This window comes from Enterococcus sp. DIV0574 (genome assembly GCF_051711125.1).
Classification (GTDB): Bacteria; Bacillota; Bacilli; order Lactobacillales; family Enterococcaceae; genus Enterococcus_D; species Enterococcus_D gallinarum.
Window position 1 is genome coordinate 309734 of sequence record NZ_JBIOMA010000001.1, and the last position, 25833, is coordinate 335566.

At 41.7% G+C, this 25833-nt stretch carries 26 protein-coding genes, 1 pseudogene and 1 other annotated feature (1 of these 28 running past the window's edge); of the genes and pseudogenes, 19 read left to right on the forward strand and 8 right to left on the reverse strand.

Annotated features, from left to right (window positions below; translation table 11 throughout):
* Nucleotides 1-98, forward strand: a binding site (T-box leader) (it extends 154 nt beyond the left edge of the window).
* Nucleotides 99-173: 75 nt separating this feature from the next.
* Genes IGJ45_RS01600 through IGJ45_RS01610 form a run of 3 tightly spaced genes read left to right on the forward strand, consistent with a single transcriptional unit; the run spans nt 174 to nt 2786 of the window.
* Nucleotides 174-1208, forward strand: coding sequence for a methionine ABC transporter ATP-binding protein (locus IGJ45_RS01600; protein WP_060813125.1), 1035 nt, complete (start codon nt 174-176; stop codon nt 1206-1208).
* Nucleotides 1201-1887, forward strand: a complete 687-nt coding sequence (locus IGJ45_RS01605) for a methionine ABC transporter permease (RefSeq protein WP_003128528.1) — start codon at nt 1201-1203, stop codon at nt 1885-1887. The genes IGJ45_RS01600 and IGJ45_RS01605 overlap by 8 nt, the downstream gene beginning before the upstream one ends.
* A gap of 47 nt (nt 1888-1934) precedes the next feature.
* The gene (locus IGJ45_RS01610; protein ID WP_003128530.1) at nt 1935-2786 is read left to right on the forward strand and encodes a MetQ/NlpA family ABC transporter substrate-binding protein; all 852 of its coding nucleotides are present in this window, start codon (nt 1935-1937) and stop codon (nt 2784-2786) included.
* A 182-nt stretch (nt 2787-2968) separates the two neighbouring features.
* Here the strand turns inward: IGJ45_RS01610 and IGJ45_RS01615 are convergent, their stop codons facing one another.
* The 4 genes from IGJ45_RS01615 to IGJ45_RS01630 form a co-directional block, all read right to left on the reverse strand.
* Nucleotides 2969-3733: a helix-turn-helix domain-containing protein gene (locus tag IGJ45_RS01615; RefSeq protein WP_409531950.1), complete on the reverse strand. Its 765-nt coding sequence runs from the start codon at nt 3731-3733 to the stop codon at nt 2969-2971.
* Entirely contained in the window at nt 3718-3975 is a 258-nt protein-coding gene (locus IGJ45_RS01620) for a hypothetical protein (RefSeq protein ID WP_156233682.1), read from the reverse strand. Before IGJ45_RS01620 ends, IGJ45_RS01615 begins: the two co-directional genes overlap by 16 nt.
* Before the next feature lie 409 nt (nt 3976-4384).
* Nucleotides 4385-4702, reverse strand: coding sequence for a DUF960 domain-containing protein (locus IGJ45_RS01625; RefSeq protein ID WP_003128534.1), 318 nt, complete (start codon nt 4700-4702; stop codon nt 4385-4387).
* A gap of 119 nt (nt 4703-4821) precedes the next feature.
* Nucleotides 4822-5436 (reverse strand): 50S ribosomal protein L25/general stress protein Ctc, encoded by a 615-nt coding sequence (locus IGJ45_RS01630; protein ID WP_003128535.1) that lies wholly within the window; start codon nt 5434-5436, stop codon nt 4822-4824.
* Nucleotides 5437-5736: 300 nt separating this feature from the next.
* Between IGJ45_RS01630 and IGJ45_RS01635 the strand changes: the two genes are divergently transcribed.
* The 3 genes from IGJ45_RS01635 to udk all read left to right on the forward strand — a co-directional run bounded on the left by IGJ45_RS01635 (nt 5737) and on the right by udk (nt 7860).
* Nucleotides 5737-6450 carry a pseudouridine synthase gene (locus tag IGJ45_RS01635; protein ID WP_103300314.1) on the forward strand — a complete coding sequence of 238 codons (714 nt, stop codon included), beginning with the start codon at nt 5737-5739 and terminating at the stop codon, nt 6448-6450.
* A 13-nt stretch (nt 6451-6463) separates the two neighbouring features.
* On the forward strand, nt 6464-7147 hold the full coding sequence (locus IGJ45_RS01640) for a YjjG family noncanonical pyrimidine nucleotidase (protein WP_003128538.1): 684 nt from the start codon (nt 6464-6466) through the stop codon (nt 7145-7147).
* An 83-nt stretch (nt 7148-7230) separates the two neighbouring features.
* Nucleotides 7231-7860 carry a uridine kinase gene (gene udk / locus IGJ45_RS01645; RefSeq protein WP_003128539.1) on the forward strand — a complete coding sequence of 210 codons (630 nt, stop codon included), beginning with the start codon at nt 7231-7233 and terminating at the stop codon, nt 7858-7860.
* Nucleotides 7861-8130: 270 nt separating this feature from the next.
* Here udk and IGJ45_RS01650 read toward each other — a convergent pair whose 3' ends face one another.
* The 3 genes from IGJ45_RS01650 to IGJ45_RS01660 are packed head-to-tail and all read right to left on the reverse strand — an operon-like array spanning nt 8131 to nt 10592.
* On the reverse strand, nt 8131-8601 hold the full coding sequence (locus IGJ45_RS01650) for a GNAT family N-acetyltransferase (RefSeq protein ID WP_409531336.1): 471 nt from the start codon (nt 8599-8601) through the stop codon (nt 8131-8133).
* A gap of 2 nt (nt 8602-8603) precedes the next feature.
* A complete protein-coding gene (locus IGJ45_RS01655) occupies nt 8604-9914 on the reverse strand; it encodes a sensor histidine kinase (RefSeq protein WP_409531335.1) in 1311 nt (436 codons plus the stop codon).
* A 3-nt stretch (nt 9915-9917) separates the two neighbouring features.
* Nucleotides 9918-10592, reverse strand: a complete 675-nt coding sequence (locus IGJ45_RS01660; RefSeq protein WP_308052411.1) for a response regulator transcription factor — start codon at nt 10590-10592, stop codon at nt 9918-9920.
* A gap of 132 nt (nt 10593-10724) precedes the next feature.
* Between IGJ45_RS01660 and IGJ45_RS01665 the strand changes: the two genes are divergently transcribed.
* The 6 genes and pseudogenes from IGJ45_RS01665 (at nt 10725) to IGJ45_RS01690 (ending at nt 16962) form a co-directional block, all read left to right on the forward strand.
* Entirely contained in the window at nt 10725-11447 is a 723-nt protein-coding gene (locus tag IGJ45_RS01665) for a polyphosphate polymerase domain-containing protein (RefSeq protein ID WP_438768650.1), read from the forward strand.
* Nucleotides 11437-12111, forward strand: a complete 675-nt coding sequence (locus IGJ45_RS01670; protein WP_003128549.1) for a DUF4956 domain-containing protein — start codon at nt 11437-11439, stop codon at nt 12109-12111. The genes IGJ45_RS01665 and IGJ45_RS01670 overlap by 11 nt, the downstream gene beginning before the upstream one ends.
* A gap of 12 nt (nt 12112-12123) precedes the next feature.
* Nucleotides 12124-13953 (forward strand): carbohydrate-binding domain-containing protein, encoded by a 1830-nt coding sequence (locus IGJ45_RS01675; protein ID WP_081131401.1) that lies wholly within the window; start codon nt 12124-12126, stop codon nt 13951-13953.
* Nucleotides 13954-14213: 260 nt separating this feature from the next.
* Nucleotides 14214-15718 (forward strand): annotated as a pseudogene (locus tag IGJ45_RS01680) (ABC transporter permease).
* 10 nt (nt 15719-15728) lie between these two features.
* Nucleotides 15729-16394: an ABC transporter ATP-binding protein gene (locus tag IGJ45_RS01685; protein ID WP_003128554.1), complete on the forward strand. Its 666-nt coding sequence runs from the start codon at nt 15729-15731 to the stop codon at nt 16392-16394.
* Nucleotides 16395-16509: 115 nt separating this feature from the next.
* Nucleotides 16510-16962, forward strand: coding sequence for a YaiI/YqxD family protein (locus IGJ45_RS01690; protein ID WP_409531331.1), 453 nt, complete (start codon nt 16510-16512; stop codon nt 16960-16962).
* A 27-nt stretch (nt 16963-16989) separates the two neighbouring features.
* On the opposite strand, the gene IGJ45_RS01695 is transcribed toward IGJ45_RS01690, so the two are convergent.
* Entirely contained in the window at nt 16990-18723 is a 1734-nt protein-coding gene (locus tag IGJ45_RS01695; protein ID WP_423121557.1) for an ABC1 kinase family protein, read from the reverse strand.
* A 180-nt stretch (nt 18724-18903) separates the two neighbouring features.
* Between IGJ45_RS01695 and IGJ45_RS01700 the strand changes: the two genes are divergently transcribed.
* From IGJ45_RS01700 to IGJ45_RS01730, 7 genes are all read left to right on the forward strand, one after another.
* Nucleotides 18904-19959: a D-alanine--D-alanine ligase gene (locus tag IGJ45_RS01700; protein ID WP_003128558.1), complete on the forward strand. Its 1056-nt coding sequence runs from the start codon at nt 18904-18906 to the stop codon at nt 19957-19959.
* Between the two features lie 86 nt (nt 19960-20045).
* Nucleotides 20046-21395 carry a UDP-N-acetylmuramoyl-tripeptide--D-alanyl-D-alanine ligase gene (locus IGJ45_RS01705; protein WP_041119802.1) on the forward strand — a complete coding sequence of 450 codons (1350 nt, stop codon included), beginning with the start codon at nt 20046-20048 and terminating at the stop codon, nt 21393-21395.
* Between the two features lie 282 nt (nt 21396-21677).
* A complete protein-coding gene (gene cshA, locus IGJ45_RS01710; protein ID WP_003128560.1) occupies nt 21678-23186 on the forward strand; it encodes a degradosome RNA helicase CshA in 1509 nt (502 codons plus the stop codon).
* Nucleotides 23187-23539: 353 nt separating this feature from the next.
* Entirely contained in the window at nt 23540-23896 is a 357-nt protein-coding gene (acpS, locus tag IGJ45_RS01715; protein WP_003128562.1) for a holo-ACP synthase, read from the forward strand.
* Nucleotides 23897-23949: 53 nt separating this feature from the next.
* Nucleotides 23950-25071: an alanine racemase gene (alr, locus tag IGJ45_RS01720; protein ID WP_081131397.1), complete on the forward strand. Its 1122-nt coding sequence runs from the start codon at nt 23950-23952 to the stop codon at nt 25069-25071.
* A 9-nt stretch (nt 25072-25080) separates the two neighbouring features.
* Nucleotides 25081-25452 carry a type II toxin-antitoxin system PemK/MazF family toxin gene (locus IGJ45_RS01725; protein ID WP_003128565.1) on the forward strand — a complete coding sequence of 124 codons (372 nt, stop codon included), beginning with the start codon at nt 25081-25083 and terminating at the stop codon, nt 25450-25452.
* Complete coding sequence (locus tag IGJ45_RS01730) at nt 25449-25748, forward strand: hypothetical protein (RefSeq protein ID WP_081131396.1); 300 nt, start codon at nt 25449-25451, stop codon at nt 25746-25748. The genes IGJ45_RS01725 and IGJ45_RS01730 overlap by 4 nt, the downstream gene beginning before the upstream one ends.
* Nucleotides 25749-25833 lie beyond the last annotated feature (85 nt).

The window sequence follows — 25833 nt, forward strand, 5'->3', positions numbered from 1 at the left end:
AACAGTATGCGAAGAAATTCAAGTACTGGAAGAGGCTGTTGATGCGAGTCGACAGTAAATCAAGGTGGTAACACGGAAGTTGTGCTTTCGTCCTTTGTAACAGTATAATGTACAAAGGATGAAAGCTTTTTTTGTGTTTAACTAGTGAATGAATAAAGAAAGATGGGAAATTTATGGCATTAATCGAATTGACCCACGTAAAGAAATCCTTTGACGGTAAAAGTGGCGCAGTCCATGCCGTCAATGATGTTTCTCTGCAAGTGGAAAAAGGCGATATTTATGGCATCGTTGGTTATTCAGGTGCCGGCAAAAGTACATTGGTTCGTCTATTGAATGGATTAGAACTTCCTTCAGCTGGTGATGTAGTGATCAATGGTCAAAATATTTTAGCCTTGAAGAACAAAGAATTACGAGATTTTCGTAAAAAAATTGGAATGATTTTTCAACACTTTAACCTCTTGTGGTCACGAACAGTATTGGAAAATATCGAATTACCATTAGAATTGGCAGGGATCCCCAAAATCAAACGCCGCGAGCGGGCACAAGAACTGGTAAAACTTGTCGGGTTAGAAGGACGCGAAAAAGCTTACCCTTCCCAATTGTCAGGTGGCCAAAAACAACGGGTAGGAATTGCCCGTGCGTTAGCAAATGAGCCAGAAATCTTGCTATGCGACGAAGCAACCAGTGCACTTGACCCTCAAACAACCGAAGAAGTTCTGGATTTACTGCTGTCCATCAACAAAAAACTGAATTTGACGATTGTGCTGATCACCCATGAGATGAATGTGATTCGCAAAATCTGCAATAAAGTAGCTGTAATGGAATTAGGCAAAATCGTTGAAGAAGGTTCCGTACACTCGGTGTTTCGTCATCCGCAACAAGCTGTGACTAAGCGCTTTGTGCAGCAAGATTTGGAGCCAGAAGAAGATCCCGAGGAATTGCGTCAAGCCTTTTTAAGAGAAAATCCCCATGGCCGCTTAGTGACATTGACCTTTACGGAAGACAATGCGAATGAACCAATCATTTCGCAAGCGATCCGAAAGTATCTGATTGATGTCAATGTTGTTTATGGCAAGATTCAGCAAACGAATGAAGGCTCTTTTGGCGCATTAACCGTTCTATTGACCGGTGAAACACCAGAAATCGATAAAGCATTGCGCTTTTTTGCGCAAGAACAAGTAGGCGTGGAGGTGATCGAGCGTGGGTAAATCATTTTCAGAAACCTATTTTGATTTTGAAAAAATCGATTGGGCAAACATGCAACAAGCGACGATCGATACGTTATTTATGACATTCTTCTCTATGGTACTAGTCATTGTGATTGGACTAATACTAGGATTGGCTCTTTATTCATTAGGTCGCAAGCAAACATTTGGATCACGCTTTGCCTATACCTTAGTCTCGATTATCAGTAACGTGTTTCGTTCAACTCCGTTTATGATCTTGATGGTTTTGATTATACCGTTTACGACACTATTGGTAGGATCCTTCTTAGGGGCAAAAGCTGCGATTCCAGCATTGGTTCTATCAGCAGCTCCTTTTTATGCACGGTTAGTAGAGATTGCCTTTCGAGAAGTAAGTCCAGGTGTGATTGAAGCTGCCGAGGCGATGGGGGCAAGTTACTGGGAGATTATTTATAAGATTATCATTCCTGAGAGTGTCCCAGCATTGATTTCGGGCATCACTGTCACCACTATTTCAATGATCGGTTACACAGCTATGGCAGGGGCGATCGGTGCCGGAGGCCTTGGTTCATTGGCTTGGCAAGAAGGCTTTCAACGGGGAAATTACACTGTGACGCTTGTAGCAACAGTGATTATTTTAATTATTGTCTTTATCTTACAAGCAATCGGCGACTTTTTGACAAAAGCAACAGACAAACGCTGATTGGCTGAAAAAGAAAAACATCAAATAGAAAATTGGGAGGAATAAAAATGAAAAAGATTTTTGGTTTTGCAACAACAGTATTGTTAACAGTCGCTTTAGCAGCCTGCGGTACAGGTTCAAATAACAGCGCCGATTCAACATCAGCTAGTGGAGAAAACACGAAATTGGTGGTGGGAGCATCTGTCACACCCCATGCAGAAATTTTAGAACAAGCAAAACCATTGTTGGAAAAAGAAGGAATCGATTTAGAAATCAAAACCTTCGATGATTACATCTTGCCAAACAAAGCTTTAGAAAATGGCGATATCGATGCCAACTATTTCCAACATATCCCTTACTTGAACAAGCAAATTGCCGATAATGGCTATGACTTTGTTAATGCAGGAGCGGTTCATATCGAACCGATGGGGTTGTATTCAAAACGGATCTCTGACATTTCTGAATTAGCTGAAGGCGCAACCGTGATTACTTCAAATTCGGAATCCGATTGGGGTCGTATCTTAACGATTTTACAAGATGCTGGTGTGATTAAGTTGAAAGATGGTGTCGATGCTGAAACAGCAACATTTGATGATATTGCTGAAAATCCAAAGAAATTAGAATTCAAGCATGATATTGATCCTTCATTATTGGCAACGGCTTACCAAAATGATGAAGCAGACCTAGTGGCCATCAATGCGAACTTTGCTTTTGGGATCGACTTGAATCCAGCAGATGATTCTGTTTTATTAGAAGCGGATAATTCACCATACGTCAATGTGATTGCCGTACGCAGTGGCGACGAAAGCAGCGATAAAATCAAAAAATTGGTTGAAGTGCTTCACTCTGACGAAATCAAAGACTTTGTCGAAAAACAATGGCAAGGTTCTGTGAAAATCGTTGATGCGGACGCTAAATAGTTTCCTTCATTAAGCAGTACAAACAGAGCAGTGACATAAGTTAAAAACAGACGAAACTTACTAAATGATAAAGAGATTTGACCTTCCTCGCAATCTTGCGTCGAAGACCTCCTGAATCGCAGGAGTAATCTCTTTACGTTTCGGTTAGGTGGTTTGTTTCATACTTTTGTCACTGCTCTTTTTTAATTCCAATCTAGCAAAACAGAACGGTTATGCCAAATCATTTCATACAGCAGCGGCAATTCAGGGTGCTTTTTTAATAATTGATCGTAGTGGGGGAGCTGGCTAAGAAACAGACGAATGAGTGTGAGGGTATCAGGTGAAAGTGATCTACTCCCTTTAAACAAGATCAGATTGCCTTCTAATAAAGCACAGAGCAAGTGGATTTGAGTGATTTTGACAAGACAGATTTGAAAGGAGTCACTTCCCAGACGTTCTTTGAGCAGTTCTGCAGCAAATATTTGGTTCAGCAAGTAGGTATCTTCTTCAGATAAATAGAAGGTTTCAAGTCCAAGTAATTGTTTCCATAAGAAAAGATAGTTGCGTTCATGGCGCAAATAATAGGCTGGGACAAAGTTTTTTGGAAAAACTGTAGCTAATGCGATCCCATTTTCCAGCGGATAAACCGCTTTTCTTTTTTCATGGATTGTTTTGATACAAAAGAAGGCCTCACTGGAACTTTTTATCAAGTGTGGACGCATCCAGCGCAACAATTGATAATGGAAAAAACGGATTTGTATTTCGTTCCCTTGTAAAAGTGGAAAATGCTTGCGATTCAGAGATAAGTTATACGCTGCCAAAGAGGATGATAGAGCAGTGAAACGTCGATTGACACTGGAAGGGCTCAGGTGGCATTTTCTGCATAATAATGGATAAGTCAACGAAGGTTCTTCCAGCTGGGTGTTAAGAATACGGTAGTTACTGCTCTTTTTTACAAGAGAAGCGATGACTTTTTTTGTAACTCAGTAACCGACATTGCTTCCGTCTGTAAATAATCAAGTTGGCCTTTTTTAATCAAAAATTTGATTGGCAACTTGATACCTAACTCGCTGGCGATCATCCGTCTAATAGTCTTGACGGAGATCCCTTGTTGCAGGGCTGCTTGTTGGAGGGGGAGCGGACTTTCTTTGAAAAGACTACGGATCAGACGCAACATGCGCAACACTTCTTTCTCGAGAAAATCCTCCAAGTTGTGAATCACCTCTTTCGGATGAGATTACATTTATTATAGTGGATAACTAGTTTCTTGGTTTTTTTAGAAAAGAATAATCATCAAAGTTTAATAAATAATTTTCACTACAAAGAGACAGATGTGGAGCTAATCAGCTTAAAAGAGAAAAAAACGAAGAAAATAAGGAAAAAAACAGGGATTCTGGATTCATAGTAGGGAATGATGGAAGGGGAAATTGGGTGATCCTGCAAGCAGTGTCGCTTAAAAGCAGACTCAAAAGAACCGCACAACTGAATAGCTGAAAAATAGCAGGGCAACACTAATAAACTACTAGGCTAAGAATACCTTAAGCCTAGCAGAAAGTGTCTAGCTATCCCTCCCTCGCTGGAGATTTGGTACGTAATGCAGAGAAATAAACTATAGAAGATCAGCTTGCTTCACTAGGCAATAAAATGGTTTGGCGCTGACCATCATCATAGGCATAAACGGTTTGAGGCAAATACTCATTGTAAGCAATCGGCAGATCGATACACATCCCAGCACGGCGATCATCTTGTGAAAAATGAATACTAACACGGCCGTCATTATTTTTTACGTGAAAAGTTAATAGATTTTCTAACGGAATAACGCCTTTCAGATCCAAGTCAATGATCAGCCATAAACTATCGATCAATTCTCCCGGCATGGTTTGGACGATACCGCCAGAAGCATAGCGGCTGCGGCTACTGTCAAATGGTTCAAACATGGTTGTTCCCTCCTTGAGGATAAAGTCGGTCGTGGGTCGGCAATCGAAAGATAGAATCAACTTGTTTAAAATAAGACCACTCCCCAAGGAATGGTCTTATTCTTTACTTGTAGCAAAAATTATTCTTGATCTTCACCAATAACAGCTGGCTCTGCTGCTTCACCGTTTTCGTCATCTTCTGAAAGTTCTTGTGCTTCAGCAACAGCAACGATTTGTTCTTCGGCTTCTGTGACGATCGTATAATCATCATTTTTCTCTAAATCGCCTACAGTCAACGCGTCACCAATTTCAAGTCCAGTGACATCAACTTCAATACGTTCAGGTAATTTATCTGGTGTTGCGGATACAACGACACTGTATAAGTTTTGTGTCAATACGCCGCCGGCTTTCACGCCTGCTGCATCACCAACTAAGGTCAATTCAGCTTCTACCTCAGTTTCTTCATTCATATCGACTGAGATGAATTCAACATGGGTCAATGCACGAGTGAACGTGTCTGATTGAAATTCTTTGATCAGTGTATTTACTTTCTTGCCTTCTAAGTTCATAGTGATTACGGTATTCAAACCATTTTCACGTAGCAGTCTTTCTAATTCCGCTGCATTGACTGCAATCGGAGTACTGTCTACTTGATAACCATTCACGATAGCAGGTACTTTTCCTTCGTGACGCAATTTGTTCCGTAATGAACGGGGGCGAACTTCTCTTTTCGTAACTTCTAATGATACTGACATAACTCAATTCCTCCTAAAATTTCCCGAAAAAAACGGGATGTTTTTAAGCAAATTTTGTTAACTCTGCACATTAAGTGGTACGTGAGTAAAAACACGCAAAAGGGCAGTTGTTTACACAACTGCCCCAGAAAGTTTTGGTTCAACTTTTCTCCACCAGGTCGTAACGCTGTGTATGAGAAACTTTATTTACTTTACTCTTTAACCTTACGTGGAAAGTCGAAGAAAGTCAAATGAAATGATGAGTCGAGGATTTGCAAGCAATTAAATCTGAGCTATAATAGCCAAGATGGAGAGAAAACAATGCGTTTAGACAAACTGATAGAAGAGCGGTTAGCGACCTCTCGCAAAGAAATGAAACGTCTTTTTCAACAAGGGAAAGTCTTGGTGGATCAGCAAATCGAACGGAACCCATCTCGAAATGTCGACAGTCGATTACATGAAATCAAGGTTGCTGGGGTACTGCTGCAAACAAGAGATGTGTATTACTTACTCAATAAGCCAGCGGGGGTGGTGACAGCAAATAAAGATCACCAGCACGCCACAGTCATTGATCTTTTACAGCCAGAAGACCGACAGGCGACACTTTATGCAGTGGGACGTTTGGATCGCGATACAGAAGGATTGGTATTGTTGACGACGAATGGGCAGTTAGGCTATGAATTATTGCACCCAAACAAGAAAGTGCCGAAACGATACGATGTTATTGTCAATGGTCCGGTAACAGCGGAAGATGTGGCTGCTTTTGCTCAAGGCATCGTTTTTCATGGAGGTGTCGTTTGCCAGCCTGCCAAATTGACCATAGAGATGACTTCAGGTAGGCGGTCCTTTGTTCATCTAGAGATTGCTGAAGGGAAGTTCCATCAAGTGAAGAAGATGTTTTTAGCAAGAGGGAAAAAAGTGATTGCCCTAAAAAGAGTTGCAATTGGTCCTTTGGAACTAGGGGATCTATTGTCCGGAGAATACCGGAATCTCACCCAATTTGAATTAGAAAGCCTAGCGAATTATTTTCGCTGAGAAAGAGGAGACTATGACTTATAAAACACTGTTATTTGATGTCGATGATACGATTCTTGATTTCCAAGATACTGAACATGAAGCGCTGACAGCTCTTTTTGCGGAACAAGGTCTGACGATGGATCTCGAAATGAAACAGACTTATCAAGAGGTTAATCACGGATTGTGGCAACAATTTGAACAAGGGAAGCTGTCTAGAGACCAAGTAGTCAATGAACGATTTGGCTTATTTTTTAAAAAGTATGGGCGAATCGTCGACAGTGAAGCGATGGAAAAACACTATCGTTCTTACTTGGATCAAGGGCATAAATTATTAGGCAATAGTCAGCTAGTGTTGGCCGAATTGGCTGACAAGTTTGATTTATATGTTGTGACTAATGGTGTCTCTAAAACCCAATACCGCCGTTTGTCAGATGCTAAGTTGATGCCTTATTTTCGGGATATCTTTGTATCAGAAGATACAGGTTATCAAAAACCAATGAAAGAATTCTTCACCTATGTTTTTGACCGGATTCCTAATTTTGAACAACAAAAAACAGTCATTATTGGTGACTCATTGTCTTCAGATATTTTGGGCGGACATTTGTCAGGGATCGATACAATCTGGCTGAATCCTAACAAAAAAGCGGCTTCAACAGTTCTCCCAACCTATGAGATCCAGTCGTTGGATCAATTGCCATCGTTATTAAAAGACTGATTTCTTAGAAATGAATAGTAATTTTTCAGAATTTCGCTATAATAGAAACAGTGTAAATTTTAGAGACGAAAGAGGTTAATTGAATGACGAATGGCAAGCCCATTATTATTGGTGTGACTGGTGGTTCTGGTAGTGGAAAAACAAGTGTGAGCCGAGCGATTTTCAATCACTTTCCCAATCATTCCATTATGATGCTTGAACAAGACTCTTATTATAAAGATCAAAGCAACTTGAGCTTTGAAGAACGGTTGAACACAAACTATGATCATCCGTTTGCCTTTGATACCGATCTATTGATCGAACATCTGCAGAAACTCCTTGCCTACGAAACGATCGAAAAACCGGTCTATGATTATGTGGCACATACTCGCAGTGAAGCAACGATCATTCAGGAACCAAAAGAAGTGATCATCCTTGAAGGAATCTTGATTTTGGAAGACGAACGTTTGCGAGACTTGATGGATATCAAACTGTATGTAGATACGGATGATGATATTCGAATCATTCGTCGGATCAAACGAGATATGGAAGAACGCGGACGAACGCTGGATTCCGTTATTGAACAATATTTGACAGTAGTCAAGCCTATGTATCATCAATTTATCGAACCTACGAAGCGCTATGCAGATGTCATCGTTCCAGAAGGCGGCGAGAACCACGTAGCGATTGATTTGATCACAACGAAAGTTGCAACATTCTTAACCGAAAGCTGAGCATCTTTTCTTTCGAAAACACTTATTAAAGAATTTTTTTGATAAAGCAGTAGTTTTTCTTTATCAATTATGGTAAAGTATACCTCATGCGACGAGTCGAGATGGTCTAGCTTTGACTGACCAGATTGATAACAGAGGCACAAGGAGCGATCCACCTGCCGGATGTAGGGTGTCGGAATATTCCTTTTGTGGAGATAGGGTATTCTACTAGTAATAGTACTGTGAATAAAAAACAGCTTTGAACATTCATGTTCAAGGCTTTTTTTTTGTCTATTTCTGTAGGGGATAGCGATAGATCATCGATTCTTCTCCCCAAGGATGATAGCCTGTACCCATCAGCTCAAAACCAAATTTTTCATAAAACGAAACAAGATCTGTACATAAATAAAGGGTCGAGAAACCAGCAGTAGCGGCAGATTGCTTGATAGTTGCGATCAAAAGCCGAGCACCACCTTGTCTGCGATAGTGAGGATCGACATAGAGGGCGCACAGCCAAGGCATCAAATCCATTCGGCTGATAAAATCATTCGTGATCAGTCCACCACAGCCAATGATCGAGGGGACAGCAGCGGCTTGGTTATCCACGAGTAGGAACCATTGCGGTAGATCGGTATCAGCAAAACTGTGGGTCAAGCTATCTTCATACACTTTCATGGATGCGGGACTCGCCCATTTTGATTGAAAATAAGCGATCGCTTCCTGTAAATATTCAGGATGTTCTCTTAAATGAATGACTTTCATTTTTATCCCTCCTTTGGCAAACGGATTTGAAAAATAACGCCTTTAGGTTGTAGATCACGTACACTGATTTGCCCTTTGTGTTCCTCCACGATTTGTTTGGCGATGGCCAAACCGAGACCATAGCCGCCGGTTTCTTTTGAACGGGAGCGATCTTCCCGATAAAAGCGTTCAAAAATATGTTTCTTGTCTTCATCGCTAATAGATGGACCTGTGTTTCTAACTTCGAGCAGCCAATACTTGTTGGAAATTTCTGACAGCAGTGTGATCTTATCTCCTTGACTTGTATATTTCAGGGCATTATCCAATAAAATTACTAATACTTGATGTATTTTTTTGGGGTCGAAGACAGCAGTTGTCGTAGCTAGGTTTTCCAAGACAAATTGTTTATTATTCATTTTGGCAATCTCTTGAAACGGTTTTGCCAGTTCTTGAATGAAAGGAGCGATGGCAATGGTTTCTTTGGCTAACATCTGCTGGTTGGAATCGCTGCGGGCAATCGTCAATAAATCCGCTGTCAATCCAGTCAACCTCCGGGTCTCTGCTAATGCTTGAGCAATACTTTCTGATTCCTCAATGATCGTATGATTGGGCTTAGTGAAGGTGCGCTCTAAACTGTTTTGGATGATCGTCAAAGGCGTCCGTAATTCATGAGAAGCATTTTCGACAAATTCTTGCTGTTTTTTCCACGAAGCGAGGATCGGCCGCATTGTCAATGAAGAAAGGTAGTAGCTGATACCGATTGACAAGATCCAAAAGAAAATCATCGATAAAATCAAAATTGTTTGAAAGTTGTTCATTGCATTATTGATTTGGTTGGTATTGGCCAACACTTGAACATAGGCTACCCCTGATTGGTTCGTAGGCGCGGCAACCGTGATCGAGTGAAACAGCAAAGTCTCCGCTTCATTTTGATCGCTTACGGTCAGTGATTGAATCGTATTTAAATGTTCCGTATCTAATTTGAGTGAAGCTAGCTGAGAGAAACGTCCGCCTAATGATTGTTTGTTTACTATCGTACCGTCTTCTGACCAAAGAATAAATTGGGTGTTGAAACGATTGGTTCCAGGAATCTTTGGCATTACTGTATTTGGCGGTAAGGCAATGGCTTCGTTTTGATTAGCGTTGTTGATCTCTGCTTGGACCAGACGTGTATCTTGGACGGCTTGTTCAAGGGCAATATCGGTTTCTTGATATGCAGATTGATCAAATAATTCTAGTACAATGATTCCGAGCAATGTAAAGATCAATGCAAAAGCGCTGATATTGATCAAGAACAATTTAAGTCGCTGTTTCTTGGAGAGTTCTTTGTTCATTCGCTAATCTCCTTGCATAATATAGCCTACATTGCGCAGTGTCCGGATCTCTTTATCAATACCAGTATCCCGAAGATGTTTGCGTAAATTGCTGATGTAGACCTCGACTACTGTGATCGTTGTTTCTGAATCAAATCCCCAAATACGGTCAAAAATTTGTTCTTTCGTCAAAATAATGCCTCGGTTTTGCAAAAAATAAACGAGTAATGCAAATTCTTTTCCTTGGATAGGTAATAGCTTTTCGTCAATCGTTACCTCATTAGTAGAGAGATTGCAGGTCAATCCTTTATAGACCACTTGGTTTTCATTAAATAAACCCAATGAGCGTTTTAACAAGGCTTTGCAACGCATCAATAATTCTTCCCGATAAAAAGGTTTTGTCAAATAGTCATCGGCGCCCTTTTGAAAGCCAGCGACCTTATCCTCTAATCCATCTTTGGCGGTTAAGATCAAGATTGGTGTCTGAACAGTGTGCTGTCGTAATTTTGCCAATACTTCATAGCCATTCATTTCTGGAAGCATCAAATCTAGAATGATCAAATCATAAATCCCACTTTGGGCTTCATACAGACCTTCACTCCCATCAAAAGCTTGGCTGATTTCACCAATTTCTGCAACGATTTCTTTAATATTTTCTGATAACGTTCTGTCGTCTTCGATCAGTAATAACTTGATCATTCTGTCACCTCTTTCATTATAAGCATAGCATGAGTAACATAAAAAAAACTTAAAAAAGTGATTTTTGCTTAAGCTGTCTTTAAGTTTCAGCGTCTTAAATAGGGACTATAGCAATCAAAGGAGGAAAATACCATGAAATTAAAAAAGGTATTTCAACGAAAAGAAACCAGGTATCTTTTATCGTCTGAGCAGTTTCAGCCGTTTCTGGGTGCGTTGCAGCAGAGGATGAAGGTTGATGAATATGGCCAACACACGATTCTATCTCTTTACTATGACACGGATGATTTTCGTTTCATCCGTCATTCGATGGATAAGCCAAAGTATAAAGAGAAATTTCGCATCCGGAGTTATGGTGTTCCATCTCAGGACAGTTTGGTGTTCCTAGAAATCAAGAAGAAAGTCAATGGCATTGTATATAAGCGGCGTGTTCCTCTAAGCTATTCAGATTATCAATCATGGATACGAAGCGGGGAATTTCCTACCACTATTCAACCACTTCAAATTGCCGCCGAAATTCGTTGGCTATTTAAACAAAACCATCACTTAAGTCCGCGCGTTTTGATTGCCTATGACCGCCTTTCGCTTTTTGCATCAGAAGACAGTGAATTTAGAGTGACCTTTGATCAAAACATTCGTTATCGGGAAAACAATCTGACATTGTCTGAAGGGAGTTATGGACAATTGATAGCGCCAGAGATTGGTGTGTTGATGGAAGTCAAAGCAATGGGGGCCTATCCCCTTTGGTTTGTTGAACAATTGAATCAGTATGGTGTGCGCAAAGCTAGTTTTTCCAAGTATGCTCAAACCTACCAACGTCATTTGTTTAAAAAGGAGGATATTCAGAATGTTATCTAGTTTGTTAAGTGATACCGCTACTCTTGAATGGGATGGCTTGATTATTTGTATTAGTGCCTCACTGATTCTGGGTCTCTTAGTTGCCGGAGTGCATATGGTAAAGAATGTTTATACAAAAAATTTTGTCATTACGTTGGCAGTACTGCCGGTTCTAGTACAATCAGTGATTATGCTGGTCAATGGGAATTTAGGAACTGGGGTAGCGATTTTGGGCGCATTCAGCTTGATCCGCTTCCGTTCCGTTCCAGGAGGTTCTCGCGAAATCACCAGTGTGTTTTGGTCCATGGGGATCGGCTTAGCCACCGGTATGGGTTATGTCGGTTATGTGGTGGTTTTTTCATTCGTGGTAGCTGCCTTTTTATTGATGCTGTATACCGTACCCTTTGGCGAACGACGTAAGACGAGCGAACGGGAATTGAAAATAACTATTCCAGAAGACTTAGATTATCCCCAACTGTTTGATGACATTTTTGAGAAATTTACTCATACAGCCAAGTTGGATTCGGTACGCACAACAACCATGGGTAGTCTCTACGAGTTACGCTATCACTTAGTATTGAAGGATCAAACACAAGAAAAGGCTTTGATCGATGATGTACGGACACGTAATGGCAATTTACCTGTTGTACTCGGTAAAGTTGCGGCTAATCGTGATGAATTATAAGGAGGAAGACCAATGAAAAAAATCTACCCATTGTTTTTGGCACTGTTACTGGTAGCTTGTGCGCAGCAATCTGAAACAAATTCTTCAAGTTCTGCCACTGGAACTTCGGAAGCAACGGTTACGAATGGATCTACTTCTTTGGAAGATACAGATTATTATGGAAAGTATGAAGAAGAGGATTTGGATGCTTCTTATGAGTCATCTTCAGCCATAGCGATAAAACTGGCGGGTGCACAAACGGAAGCTGGAGAAGGATTTACAGTTGATGATCAAACAGTAACGATTACTTCGGCAGGGACATATATGGTCAGCGGTTCTTTGACAGATGGTCAGTTGAAAATCAACGTCGACAAAGAAGCCAAAGTTCATTTGATTTTTGCTGGAGTAAGTATCACGAATGCTAACAGTTCAGCAGTTGTTATCGAGCAGGCAGAGAAAGTCATTACGACATTAGCTGCGGATACAACAAATACGTTAACGGATGGAACGAGTTATACCTTTGCAGAAGGAGAAACCGAACCGGATGCTGCTTTTTATAGCAAAGACGATTTGTCGATCAATGGAGAAGGGAAATTGGTCATTGAAGGCAATTATAGCAACGGTATCCGCAGCAAAGACGATTTAGTCTTGGCAAGCGGCACCTATGAAATCACAGCAAAAAACAATGCGATCAAAGGAAAAGATTCGGTGTCGATTCGAGATGGGAATTATACTCTGACGACTTCTGAAGGAGATGGTATCCAAGCCAACAATACCGAAGATGCTACAAAAGGCTATATTGGGATTGATGGTGGTATATTTACGATCCAAAGTGGTCGGGATGGTATCCAAGCTGAGACAAATCTTAGTATTCAATCAGCAGAAATGACCGTTAAGACAGCTGATGGTGCAGATAGTCAATCGGTCGTCGCTGATGAAAGTTATAAAGGAATGAAAGCAGGTGGATCCATCCTACTAGCAAGTGGTTCCTATACTATCGATAGTGCGGATGATAGTATCCACGCCAATGATTCAGTCACCATCAATGGCGGGGAGATTTCAGCAGCGACTGGAGATGATGGCATTCATGCAGACAATGGTTTAACCATTAATGATGGGACGATTATTGTCAACAAATCCTATGAAGGCTTAGAAGCAAGCGTCATCACCATTGCTGGTGGAGATATTCAAGTGCTAGCAAGCGATGATGGGGTAAATGCCGGCGGCGGCAGCGACACGACGGACAGCGGACAATTTGGACAAGATAGTTTTGGAGGAGGACCAGGCGGTGGCGATCAAGCAGACGATAGCAAAGAAGTTGTCATCACAGGTGGAACCTTGTCAATTGATGCTGAAGGAGATGGATTGGACAGCAATGGCAATGTCACAATGAGCGGTGGAATCGTGATTGTCAATGGACCGACGCAAGGCGGGAATGGCGCTTTAGATTATAATGGAACCTTTGAAATTACAGGTGGGACCCTCGTCGCTGCAGGAACCACTGATATGGCAATGAATGTGAGTGGCGGAACACAACGATCAGTGGCGATTACTTTCGATCAATCTCAGGCAGCAGACACGTTGATCACCTTGCAAGATACTGAGGGCAATACGTTATTATCCTATGCACCTAGTAAGGATTTTCAACATGTGGTGATTTCAAGTCCAGATTTACAATCAGCAGACTATACACTACTTAGTGGCGGCAGCAATAGTGAAACTTCTGTTTATGGTCTTTATCAAGGAGGAAGTGTGAAGGATGCTTCTGAATTAGGCACATTATCTTTAACAGATACCCTTTCAAATTTGACTCAATCTGGCGCAACTGCCACGACAAACCAAATGGGCGGATTTGGACGCTGATCAATTCTAGTAGCCCTCGTTGGAGGAACCAAAGAAAGAATACTACGAACGATGACCGCTACAACTTAGTTTATTTTTGCTATACATGATTGGTGAAAAGCCATTAAAGTGTAACATTCTGAAAGGATATTCTAGCCCTCCATTTCCGAGATTGAAGCAGACAGTGTCTAAAGATATCGTGGATAGACCATGCCTATTTTAAGGTGTACTTAAGCTAGTAAACATATAGTCAAGCTACGTTTAGTAGAGGAGGATATGAGATGAATTTTATGAAACGCGGCTTACAAAGTTTGTGGGCAAAGAAAGGTCGAAGTTTGCTGCTGATTGCTGTTTTTTCGGCAATTTTGATTTTTGTTTTAGCAGGATTGACAATCCGCAGTGCTGCTTTAGTCGCAACCGAAAACGCACAAAAAAGCGTGGGAGCGACGGTGACGCTGCAAGCCAATCGGGAGTCTCTTCGACAAAACAGCCAAACAGCTTCTTCAGATACTTCAGAGGGGGAGTCGACACCGCCCGATCCAGGCAGTTTCCAGAATACACCGGTAAATCTTAGTGATGCTCAAGCAATTGCAGCGTTAAGTGGGGTAGCATCCTATAGCTTTGAAGCGAGTACATCAGCCGATGCTGTCAGTGGCATTGAAGCTATTTCAAGTGAGGATGACGAAAGTACAGCGACAGAATCTACGGAGGATTCATCTAGAGCAACGAATGGCCAGCCAAGTGGGATGCCTAATATGCAAGAAGGCAGAATGAGCAGCATGAGCAGCGGCGATTTTCAAATCACTGGTGTTTCCGAAAGTACGAACTATACAAGTTTTTCAGAAGGCACCGCGAAAATTACCGATGGTGAAGCCATCACTGCAGGAGATGAAGGGACGAATCATGTCTTGATCGAATCAGAATTAGCAGAAGCAAATGGGCTTTCAGTTGGCGACAAATTTGTTATTTCTGATAGTGAAGACAATGAAGTCGAAGTAACGATCAAAGGGATCTATGAAACCAGTGAAGTTGTGAACAGTATGAGCCAAATGTTCAATTTTTTGAACCCAGCCAATACATTGTTTGCATCCTATACTCTCGTTAATACATTGGCGGGTAATGAGGATACGTTAGATTCGGCGACTTATACGTTGAGTGATCCTTCAGAAATGGACAGTTTCGTTGCTCAAGCTGAAAAACTGATTGATACCGATACCTACAGTATCCAAACGAATGATCAAATGTATCAGTCGATGTTGACACCATTGAATAATGTTGCAAGTTTTGCCAAAAATATAATTGTGCTAGTTGCGGTTGCCGGTGTCATCATATTGACATTGATCGTAATGTTGTCGATCAGAGAACGCAAATATGAGATCGGCGTTCTGTTATCTTTAGGCGAATCGCGAATAAAAGTCATTTTACAGTTTTTTACTGAGATTGCTATCTGTATGTTCTTTGCATTGGGAATCGCTGCAGCTAGTGGCAATGTTGTAGGGAATATCGTGGGCGAGCAGCTGTTGGCTCAACAAACGACAACGGAACAAGCGGACGCAGGGATGAATGGTCCGGAAGGAATGCCAAGTATGGGCAACGGCGGTCCTAATGGCAGAAGCGGGCTATCCGCTTTTACACCCTCGGCAGAAGTACAAGAGTTAGCTATTACGGTTTCATTCCAAGAAATCGGCTTATTGGATTGTTAGGTGTAGGGATCAGCTTTGGGTCCATTCTATTATCTTCAGCTGGAATTTTGCGCCTCAATCCAAAAAAAATATTGGTTTCCTAGGAGGGATAGCATGACGTTACAAACAGAAAAATTAGGTTATTGGTACCAAACAGAATCTGAAGCCCTTTTTCGAGAAGTAGATTTGACCTTTGATTCTGGAAAAATGTACGCGATCCTTGGTTCCAGCGGTTCTGGTAAAACGACCTTTCTCTCATTGATCACGGGGTTGGACACACCAAAAGAAGGGAATATTTATTACGATAACGAACCGTTGAACAAAATTGGATTGCGAGAATACCGTCGTAAAGATGTTTCTATCGTCTTTCAAGCTTATAATTTGTTGCCCTATATGTCGGCACTGGATAATGTGACTACCGCAATGGCGATTGCCAAGTCACAACAAACAGATAAAAAGGCATATGCTTTGGCAAACCTGGCTAAAGTTGGGATAACTGAAGAATTAGCTATGAAGAAAGTTACCCAGCTTTCCGGTGGACAGCAACAACGAGTGGCCATCGTCCGGGCTATATGCTGTGAACATGAGTTGATCGTGGCAGATGAGCCCACCGGTAATTTAGATGAAACGACCTCAAAAGATATCGTTCAACTGTTTCAAGAAATTGCCCATGAACAAAAGAAATGTATCATCTTAGTGACCCATGAACAAGAAGTAGCGAAAGTCTGTGATGTTGTTTATGAACTAAAAGAGCGTCAATTTGTCATGCGGGACTCCTAATAAACTTGTTACTGAAAGACTAAACTCAAGGCTGTATTTTCTCATCAGAGCGGATGCAGCCTTATCTTGCATCTTGCAGCAGAAACTTCTACAATAAAAGGAAGGGGGCGAGACGATGCGATTACTGATCGATGGGGATGGTTCCCCAGTAAAAAACGAAGTTATTGAATTAGGTGCGCAGTTTGCATTGCCAGTAGTGATCGTCACTAGTGTCGATCACTATACGGCCAAAGAATATCCTAATTTTGTTCATTTTGTCTATGTGGATAAGGGGGCCGATCGAGCCGACTATGAGATTGTTAAAGAAATTCAACCGGGCGATTTTTTAGTCACACAAGATTATGGCTTAGCTTCACTTGTATTACCAAAAAAAGCCCGTGTTTTTCATCATAACGGCACAGAATATTTGCCGGAGACTATCGACTTTTTATTAGGGCAACGGTATTTAGGAACACAAATGCGTAAAGCCGGCAAGCGGACCAAAGGACCGAAACCATTCACGAAAGAGGATCGTCAACAATTCAAACAAGTTCTAGAGCAAGAAATTAAAAAAACGATCCAGCAGTAACCATCATTGAGGAGACTGCTGGATCGTTTATTTTTTTCGAAAACGATCATAAAAATATTTTACGGCAACGGTGACGATGGCCACAAAGGCTATACAATAGCCAAAGATACCCATTTGATGAACAAAGCCGCCCTGTTGGGGACTTGCAACGACTAAAAGAGAGGAACCTAAAATCACTGCTGCTAAGATAATGCCAATCACTAGCCGATTGATCATTTGATCAAAACGGTCCAGCAGCTGTTTTTGATGGCGGATCTCAATATTCAGACGATGCTTGCCAGTAGCTAGTGTGTTGACAGCAGCTAATGTTCGATCAGGGAGTCGACTGAGTGCTCGGAGACTTTTGGCACTGGCTAACAAACTTTTTTTCATTTCTTCTTCAAGATCCAGCTGCTGCAAAAAGTATTTCTGAGCAAATGGCTGTGTCACTTCCATCATCGATAATTGAGGGTCAAGTGCCTCGATTACTCCTTCAAGCGTTCCGAAAGCTTTAATCAGCAGCGTGATGTCACGGTGCATCTGCAGATGATTGTCATGACAGATAGTGATGACTTCAGCTAATACTTTTTGCAAATCAATATCTTTGATCGGCATGTTGTAATAATTTTCAACAAAAGACTGAAGATCTTGATAGAAATCCACTTCATCGAAGTTTCTTTCCCGACGGCAAAGGCGTAGGACAGCTCTACCAACTTGTTGGGTATCTTGAGTGTACAATGCGATCAAGGCATCTGCCAGCCGACTGCGAAGGGTCTGGTCCAGATGTCCCATCATTCCGAAATCTAAAAAGATCAAGCGATAAGGCGGCAGTGTCTCCTCATCCTGCCATTTTAAGGAGTAATCAACACCGCCTAAAACACCAACTTTCTTTTTTACATGGAAAGGAGCTGTTTGCTGATCGGGATCCAGTGGTTGCAAGAAGAGATTTCCAGGATGAGGGTCTGCATGGAAAAAGCCGTCTTCAAAGACTTGCTTCATAAAGTTCTCTACCAGCAGGGTACCGACCTCTTTCTTGATTTCTTTTACTGTCCGGTTGGGAAAAAATTGTTCATTGTTTTTTCGAGCAAGCAAACAGTTTAGGTTTTCTCCTTCCATATAGTCCATGACGATGACTTTATGTGTACACCACTGAGGATAGACTTTAGGAATCTCGATCTGCTGCCAGTGGTGATTGAAGTGATAAAACTCTTGCGCATTTTTCGTTTCTTGCAGAAAGTTTGTTTCATTATCCAATGAGCGTCGAACTTCATGCAGAACGCTTTTAAGATCCACCACATTCGTTTCTGGAATATAGCGAATCAAAGGAATCGCTTTTTCAAACAAATCGAGATCTACTTGGATAGCGGAAATAATGCCGGGATGCTGTACTTTGACAACAACTTCTTTGCCATCTTTTAGAGTCCCACGGTGAGCTTGACCGATAGATGCCGAAGCTAAGGGCTTTTCTTGCAAAGTTGTAAAAATGGCTGTCAGAGGTTGTTCCCATTCTGCTTCTAACAGCGCTTGGACTTGCGGAAAAGGATCGCTTTTGACATTGTCTTGCAAGTGTTTGAATTCATTGATAAAAGCGTCAGATAATAAGTCGCTACGGACGGAAAGCATTTGACCGATTTTAATGAAGGTGGGTCCTAATTCTTCAAAGGCTTTGCGTACAGCGAGGGGATCTTGCTGCTTACTTAAATTTTGAATCACTTTGTATTTGAGAAACACTTGAACGATCTGTCTGAGTCTTTTTTTCTTAGATGGTGATTCCTGTTCCATACGGGCACCTCTATTCTTTAAGTTTTGCTAGTCTAATAGTACGAAGAAATCAAGAAACATTCAACTACGGATGATTTCAGTTGTTAAAATCGGCAAGAAATAATGTCGCAGCTTCGTTTTTGTGCTAAAATGTGGAAGAATTAGTTTTGGTAGAAACAATGAATACAGGAGGAATTTCTTTTGAAAATTATTTTATTATATGGCGGACGCAGTGCAGAGCATGATGTATCGCTTCTATCCGCTTTTTCAGTAGTCAATGCTGTATATTATAATTACTACCAAGTACAATTAGTAATGATCACGAGAGATGGCCAGTGGCTAAAAGGCTCTTTATTGACTGAAGCCCCTACATCCAAAGAAGTGTTGAATCTGACGGATTCGGCTTACCAAGGGACGCCGATCCAACCTGGTGAGATCAAGGAAGAGGATGCGATTGTTTTTCCGCTGCTCCACGGACCAAATGGAGAAGATGGAACGATCCAAGGTTTTCTAGAGACCATCGGCATGCCTTATGTAGGCGCAGGGGTTTTAACTAGTGCCTGTGGCATGGATAAGATTATGACCAAATATATCTTGCAGGCGGCGGGGATTCCGCAAGTTCCTTATGTACCCGTTCTTAAAAACTATTGGAAAGAAAATCCTAAAAAAGTATTTGAACAATGTGAAGGCAGTCTTTTGTATCCAATGTTTATCAAACCTGCCAATATGGGTTCAAGTGTTGGGATCACAAAAGCTGAAAATCGGGAAGAATTGCAAAATGCACTTCAAGAAGCCTACCGTTATGATACACGAGCGATCGTAGAACAAGGGATCGAAGCTCGCGAAATCGAAGTCGCTGTTCTTGGAAATGAAGATGTGCGTACAACAATGCCCGGCGAGATCGTTAAAGATGTAGCTTTTTATGATTACAATTCGAAGTATCTTGACAATAAGATTGAGATGCAGATCCCAGCTCAAATTCCTGAGGAGACACAAGCGAAAGCGCAAGAGTTTGCCAAAAAAGCTTATACGATGCTTGGAGGAAGCGGCCTCAGCCGCTGCGACTTTTTCTTGACGAACAAAAACGAATTATTCCTGAATGAATTGAACACGATGCCTGGTTTTACCGAGTTTAGTATGTACCCGCTGTTGTGGGAAAAAACCGGTCTGCCATATGGTGATTTGATTGAGGAATTGATTCAATTAGGAGTCAACCGTTTTAAACAGCGTCAAGCCTTTTTAACCGATGTCGAATAATCACAAACAGGGAAATCAGTTCAACTCAAGGTGAAGCTTGAAAGGACCATGATCTTCCCTGTTTTTAACTTAAGGAGATAAATAAGATGAATCTATCGATAAAAGAAGTTGCCGCTTTATTTGGCGTAGAATGTGCCGATCAGACAATGATCAGCAGTGTAGAATTTGACAGCCGCTTGGTCACTACCGATAGTTTGTTTGTGCCGTTGGCCGGAACGAGAGATGGCCATGAGTTTGCTCAACAAGCGCAAGAAAAAGGAGCAATCGCTGCTTTTTGGAGCCATCCGACAATCCAGCCGCCAGAAGGACTAATGATCATCGAAGTATCAGACACCCTAGCTGCCTTTCAAAAGCTGGCAAAATTCTATAAAGAAAAACTGGCGCCAAAAGTAATTGCTATTACAGGTAGCAATGGTAAGACTACTACAAAAGATATGGTAGATGCGGTGGTGGCACAGCAGTTCAAAACCTACAAAACACAAGGAAATCACAATAATGAAATTGGTTTGCCACTAACGATTCTGCATGCACCAGCGGATACAGAAGTTCTTGTATTGGAGATGGGGATGGATCATGCGGGGGAAATCGAGGTCTTGTCACACTTGGCTCAGCCAGATGTTGCAGCGATCACATTGATCGGTGAAGCCCATATTGAGAATCTTGGTTCTCGTGAAGGAATCGCGAAAGCCAAGATGGAAATCACTGCCGGCTTAGACCCAGCAGGATTTTTCATGATACCAGCAGACGAGCCTTTATTGACCCCCTACCTTGCAGAGTTGACTCAGCAGGTAGAAACCTTTGGTTTGGGTGAAGGCAATCTTAAAGGAACGATCCAAGAAGAAACCCAAGAACAAACAGCTTTTACGGTAGCGGATCAAGTCTATACGATTCCAGTGATCGGCGGCTACAATGTAAAGAATGCCTTGATCGCGATTGGCATCGGCCGTTATTTGGGGATTGAAGAAGAAAAAATCAAAGCAGGATTGGCTGATTTTCAACTGACAAAGAATCGTACACAATGGTTGAAAGCTGCGAATGGCGCCGCTATTTTAAGCGATGTCTATAATGCAAACCCAACAGCGATGGGATTAGTCTTAGACAGTTTCAGAAAATTGCCTCTGACTGGCAGACGGATCGCTGTGCTAGCAGACATGTTGGAGTTAGGTCCTGATTCAGCGAAGATGCATGCCGGGATGGCGGATCATTTAGATGAAAGGTTCGATTTGATCTTTTTGTACGGTAGTGAGATGCAAGCGTTGAAACGTGCATTGGATCAAAGCCGCTTAGCCGATCGAGTCCATTTCTTTAGCAAAGAGGAAAAAGCGGCGCTGATCACACAACTACAAAAAGAACTGCAGCCTACGGATAGCATTGTTTTAAAGGGGAGCAACGGAATGGGCCTGGTTGAGGTAATTGATTCTCTAACAGCAATGTAAAGTAAGCGTGAAATCTTGCTGAAATTTTCATTCTGTGCTATACTTATTTAATGCCGAAAGATGAAGCACAGAATGATTACTGTAAATAAACATTGACGTTTTGAGATAAAATGATGGCTGAGACAGAAAGATTTGTTTTAGCCTTTTATAATGCCTTCGTGAAGCGGTTTTTCGGTAACAAGAGAAAGATAAGAGATGGGACTGCTCTTGTGTTTCTGAAGAAAGTACGCTTCGATTAAAGAAAACAGGCATCATGATGATGACCAAATTAGGAGGATCCATTTGAAATTTAAAGATCTAGAATTATCAAACGAATTATTGACTTCTGTTGAGCGTGCCGGCTTTGAAGAAGCAACACCAATCCAAGAAGCAACAATTCCCCTTGCGTTGCAAGGAAGAGATGTCATCGGTCAAGCACAGACCGGTACCGGAAAAACAGCAGCATTCGGCTTGCCAATGTTGGAAAAAATCGACCCAGCAAATCACCAATTACAAGGATTAGTGATTGCACCTACTCGGGAATTAGCGATCCAAACCCAAGAAGAACTATATCGTTTAGGAAAAGACAAAAAAATCCGGGTTCAAGCGGTTTACGGTGGTGCGGATATTGGTCGTCAAATCCGTCAACTAAAAGATCGTCCCCATATCGTTGTCGGTACACCAGGACGTATGTTAGACCATATCAACCGCCACACATTGAAACTTGGTACAGTGGAAACACTTGTTTTGGATGAAGCAGACGAAATGTTGAACATGGGCTTCTTGGAAGATATCGAGAAGATCATCAGCCAAGTACCTGAAGAACGTCAAACCTTACTATTTTCAGCAACAATGCCTCCTGCAATCAAGAGCATTGGCGTAAAATTCATGAAAAACCCTGAACATGTTCAAATCAAGGCGAAAGAAATGACGGCTGATTTGATCGATCAATATTATGTTCGTTCAAAAGACTATGAAAAATTCGATATTATGACTCGTTTGTTGGATGTACAAACACCTGAGTTGACGATCGTTTTTGGTCGGACAAAACGTCGTGTCGATGAATTGGCACGAGGACTAGAAGCTCGAGGCTACAAAGCGGAAGGGATCCATGGAGACTTGTCTCAACAAAAACGAATGAGCGTATTACGATCATTCAAGAGCGGTCATTTAGATATTTTGGTTGCTACAGACGTTGCAGCTCGAGGATTAGATATTTCTGGTGTGACTCACGTCTACAACTATGATATTCCTCAAGATCCAGAGAGTTATGTTCACCGTATCGGACGGACGGGCCGTGCAGGTAAAGGCGGAATCTCCGTAACTTTCGTTACACCAAACGAAATGAGTTATTTGCATGTTATTGAAAATCTAACTAAAAAACGGATGTCACCAATGCGTCCACCAACCGAAAAAGAAGCTTTTAAGGGGCAATTAGGTGCAGCAATTGAACAAGTAGAAGTGAAAATGGATGAAAACGGGTTGGATAAATACCTCCAAGCTGCAGATGATTTATTGGAACGCTACTCAGCACAAGACTTGGCTGCTTTGCTTCTTAAAACAATCGCGAAAGATCCATCTGATCTTGTCCCTGTGAAGATCACACCAGAAAGACCATTACCGCAAGGAAAGAAATCTTTCAATAAAAATGGTCGTCGCAGCAACAACAGCAACAACCGCAACCGTAAAGACAACGGCGGCAACCGCAGCGGCAAAGCTCGAGGAAATTACAGCAAAGACGGCGCTCGCAAAAATAACCGTCGCAGCAATGACAAAAAACGCGGCTTCGTTATCCGCAACAATCAAGACTAGTCCTTAGAGGTCGCTTTCAGCACCTTTTTCGACACAAAATTATCTGAACTTTTTTCGATCAACCTGCCAATGTGTGCCACTGACCAAGAGGCCACTTGGCGTGATCGATCATTGTTCGGATATTTTTTTTGCCCTTTTTGAGAAAAGACGGTATAGTCAAAGAAAACTGGAGAACGAGCCTCTCAAAAATTTCTTAACCATCCATTAAACCCTTTAGTTTTGAGTGGTAATTCCCTTTTTTTTTGGTAGAATGAAACTAAAATAAATGCAGCTGATGTATTTAATAGATAGATATAAAATCGTAATGAACAGTCATGGAATAAAGGTTCTTGCTGAACAGAAAAGGATAGAAAATGATCAAAGGTATCGGGATCGATGCAGTAGAATTAGCCCGCATCAAAGAATTGATTGAAAACAAACCGCAATTTATTCAGCGTATTTTAACTGAGAAGGAATCTGAACTGTTTTTCAAGCTGCCAAAAAAAAGGCAGATTGAATTTCTTGGGGGACGGTATGCTTGTAAAGAAGCTTTTTCGAAAGCTTGGGGAACAGGAATTGGGAAATTGTCTTTTCAAGATATCGAAGTTCTGACCAACGAGGCTGGAGCGCCCGTTGTTACAAAGGCACCTCACCCTCTACATCAGACGTTTGTCAGTATCACTCATACCAATGAGACTGCCTTTGCGCAAATCTTGTTGGAGAATGAATAATGCCAGAGATAGCGATTCGTTAAGGGAATCACTAGAGAAAGAAGGAAAGTGGAATGGTCGTTTCAATCCATAGACCAACGAAAGCCATTATAAATTTAGAGGCAATCAAAGAAAATGTTGAAAATGAAGTGGCGCGTTTGCCAAAGGCAACGGATTTATTTGCTGTGGTCAAAGCAAATGGCTACGGACATGGGGCTATTGAGACAGCAACAGCAGCTCTAGAAGGGGGCGCTTCCGGTTTTTGTGTTGCGACAGTCGATGAAGGTATCGAGTTGCGGGAAGCTGGATTCAGTGAACCAATATTGGTGTTGGGGATCGTTTCTGTGGCAGATATCGGTTTACTGAGCTACTACAATCTTTCATTTCCAGTAAGCACGAACGAGTGGTTGCAAGAAGCGGCTGCTTTCTTGCAAAAAAATCCTGTCACCAATCCGCTGAAGGTCCATTTGAAAGTTGATACAGGAATGGGGCGAATTGGCTTTATTTCTAATGAAGAGTTACTCTCGGCTGTCAAATGGCTCCAAGAGCAGTCTTTGTTCACATGGGAAGGGATTTTCACCCATTTTGCGACAGCCGATCAAGCAGATGATACGTATTGGCAAGAACAAAATCAACGGTTTCAAACCGCATTGGCATGTCTGCCTGAATTGCCAAGGTATGTCCATGCCGGCAATAGTGCTACTGCTTTGTGGCATGCAGAAGCCGTAGGGAACATGGTTCGCTATGGCATTGCGATGTATGGATTGAATCCTTCAGGAACGGCATTGCCAGAAACATATCCATTGAAACCAGCCTTGTCTCTTGTTTCTGAATTGGTCCAAGTGAAATTACTTGAAAAAGGAGCCGGAATTGGCTATGGTGAAACATATATCACGCCGCAAGCAGAATGGATCGGTACGGTACCGATTGGTTATGCGGACGGCTGGTTGCGAAAAATGCAAGGATTTTCTTTATTGGTAGCTGGTGAGTATTGTGAAATCGTTGGTCGTGTATGTATGGATCAGCTGATGATCCGTTTACCCCGGTCATTTCCTGCGGGAACAAAAGTCACATTGATCGGCGAAGATAACGGACAGTGCATCACTATGCAAAAAGTAGCGGAACAATTAGAGACGATTCATTATGAAGTGGCATGCACGCTTTCTGCAAGGGTGCCGCGAGAATATAAAAGTTAGGGTGGTCCTATGGTAAAAAGGGGAGACATTTATTTTGCCGATCTGTCACCGGTCGTTGGATCGGAGCAAGGAGGGATTCGGCCAGTATTAGTGATTCAAAATGATTTAGGCAATCATTTTAGTCCAACGGTGATCATTGCCGCGATCACGGCTAAAATGGCTAAGCCAAAACTGCCGACCCATATTGGGATCTCAGCGACTTGTACAGGGATCGGTAAAGATTCAGTGATCTTGATGGAGCAGATTCGGACAATCGACAAAAGTCGACTAAAGGAGAAGGTTTGTCATCTAGATGAATCAATCATGTGTGAAGTCGATGCGGCATTAATGATCAGTGTGGGAGTCGAGACGGCTTATTCCACGTCGTCGATTCATTCATGATGCTAGGATATTTGTTATTAGCGGCAACACTGATACTATTTTTATTTTATACTTATCAACACTTGCGGCGCTTTTTACGGGAAACTAAAAAGAAACAAGAAGACGTTGAAAAAGGGTATTATTTATTGAGCCATACATATGAAGATCAGGAAAAAGCAAGTTACTATGGTGTCTTTCAGCAAGGAGAAAAGACATTGACATTGGAGATGCCATTGCAGCTTTACCTGCACACAAGCCCACCGCAACGTGGCGAATTAGTCGCGAAAGATGGCAAAGTCATTGAATTCAATACGTGAATACAAAAAAACTTTCCATCACTATATGTGATACGTGAGGAAAGTTTTTTGCATTAGCAGGGAAAATTTTAGCAGAAACGATAAA

Bases quoted from the DNA above. Each gene is read 5' to 3' on its own strand.
- IGJ45_RS01655 (WP_409531335.1), bottom strand. From the start codon at position 9,914: ATGAACAAAGAACTCTCCAAGAAACAGCGACTTAAATTGTTCTTGATC.
- alr (WP_081131397.1), top strand. From the start codon at position 23,950: ATGGTCGTTTCAATCCATAGACCAACGAAAGCCATTATAAATTTAGAG.
- IGJ45_RS01690 (WP_409531331.1), top strand. From the start codon at position 16,510: ATGCGATTACTGATCGATGGGGATGGTTCCCCAGTAAAAAACGAAGTT.
- IGJ45_RS01665 (WP_438768650.1), top strand. From the start codon at position 10,725: ATGAAATTAAAAAAGGTATTTCAACGAAAAGAAACCAGGTATCTTTTA.
- IGJ45_RS01610 (WP_003128530.1), top strand. From the start codon at position 1,935: ATGAAAAAGATTTTTGGTTTTGCAACAACAGTATTGTTAACAGTCGCT.
- IGJ45_RS01675 (WP_081131401.1), top strand. From the start codon at position 12,124: ATGAAAAAAATCTACCCATTGTTTTTGGCACTGTTACTGGTAGCTTGT.
- IGJ45_RS01685 (WP_003128554.1), top strand. From the start codon at position 15,729: ATGACGTTACAAACAGAAAAATTAGGTTATTGGTACCAAACAGAATCT.
- IGJ45_RS01650 (WP_409531336.1), bottom strand. From the start codon at position 8,601: ATGAAAGTCATTCATTTAAGAGAACATCCTGAATATTTACAGGAAGCG.
- IGJ45_RS01660 (WP_308052411.1), bottom strand. From the start codon at position 10,592: ATGATCAAGTTATTACTGATCGAAGACGACAGAACGTTATCAGAAAAT.
- IGJ45_RS01670 (WP_003128549.1), top strand. From the start codon at position 11,437: ATGTTATCTAGTTTGTTAAGTGATACCGCTACTCTTGAATGGGATGGC.
- IGJ45_RS01705 (WP_041119802.1), top strand. From the start codon at position 20,046: ATGAATCTATCGATAAAAGAAGTTGCCGCTTTATTTGGCGTAGAATGT.
- IGJ45_RS01725 (WP_003128565.1), top strand. From the start codon at position 25,081: ATGGTAAAAAGGGGAGACATTTATTTTGCCGATCTGTCACCGGTCGTT.
- udk (WP_003128539.1), top strand. From the start codon at position 7,231: ATGACGAATGGCAAGCCCATTATTATTGGTGTGACTGGTGGTTCTGGT.
- IGJ45_RS01635 (WP_103300314.1), top strand. From the start codon at position 5,737: ATGCGTTTAGACAAACTGATAGAAGAGCGGTTAGCGACCTCTCGCAAA.
- IGJ45_RS01695 (WP_423121557.1), bottom strand. From the start codon at position 18,723: ATGGAACAGGAATCACCATCTAAGAAAAAAAGACTCAGACAGATCGTT.
- IGJ45_RS01600 (WP_060813125.1), top strand. From the start codon at position 174: ATGGCATTAATCGAATTGACCCACGTAAAGAAATCCTTTGACGGTAAA.
- IGJ45_RS01730 (WP_081131396.1), top strand. From the start codon at position 25,449: ATGATGCTAGGATATTTGTTATTAGCGGCAACACTGATACTATTTTTA.
- acpS (WP_003128562.1), top strand. From the start codon at position 23,540: ATGATCAAAGGTATCGGGATCGATGCAGTAGAATTAGCCCGCATCAAA.
- IGJ45_RS01640 (WP_003128538.1), top strand. From the start codon at position 6,464: ATGACTTATAAAACACTGTTATTTGATGTCGATGATACGATTCTTGAT.
- IGJ45_RS01625 (WP_003128534.1), bottom strand. From the start codon at position 4,702: ATGTTTGAACCATTTGACAGTAGCCGCAGCCGCTATGCTTCTGGCGGT.
- IGJ45_RS01630 (WP_003128535.1), bottom strand. From the start codon at position 5,436: ATGTCAGTATCATTAGAAGTTACGAAAAGAGAAGTTCGCCCCCGTTCA.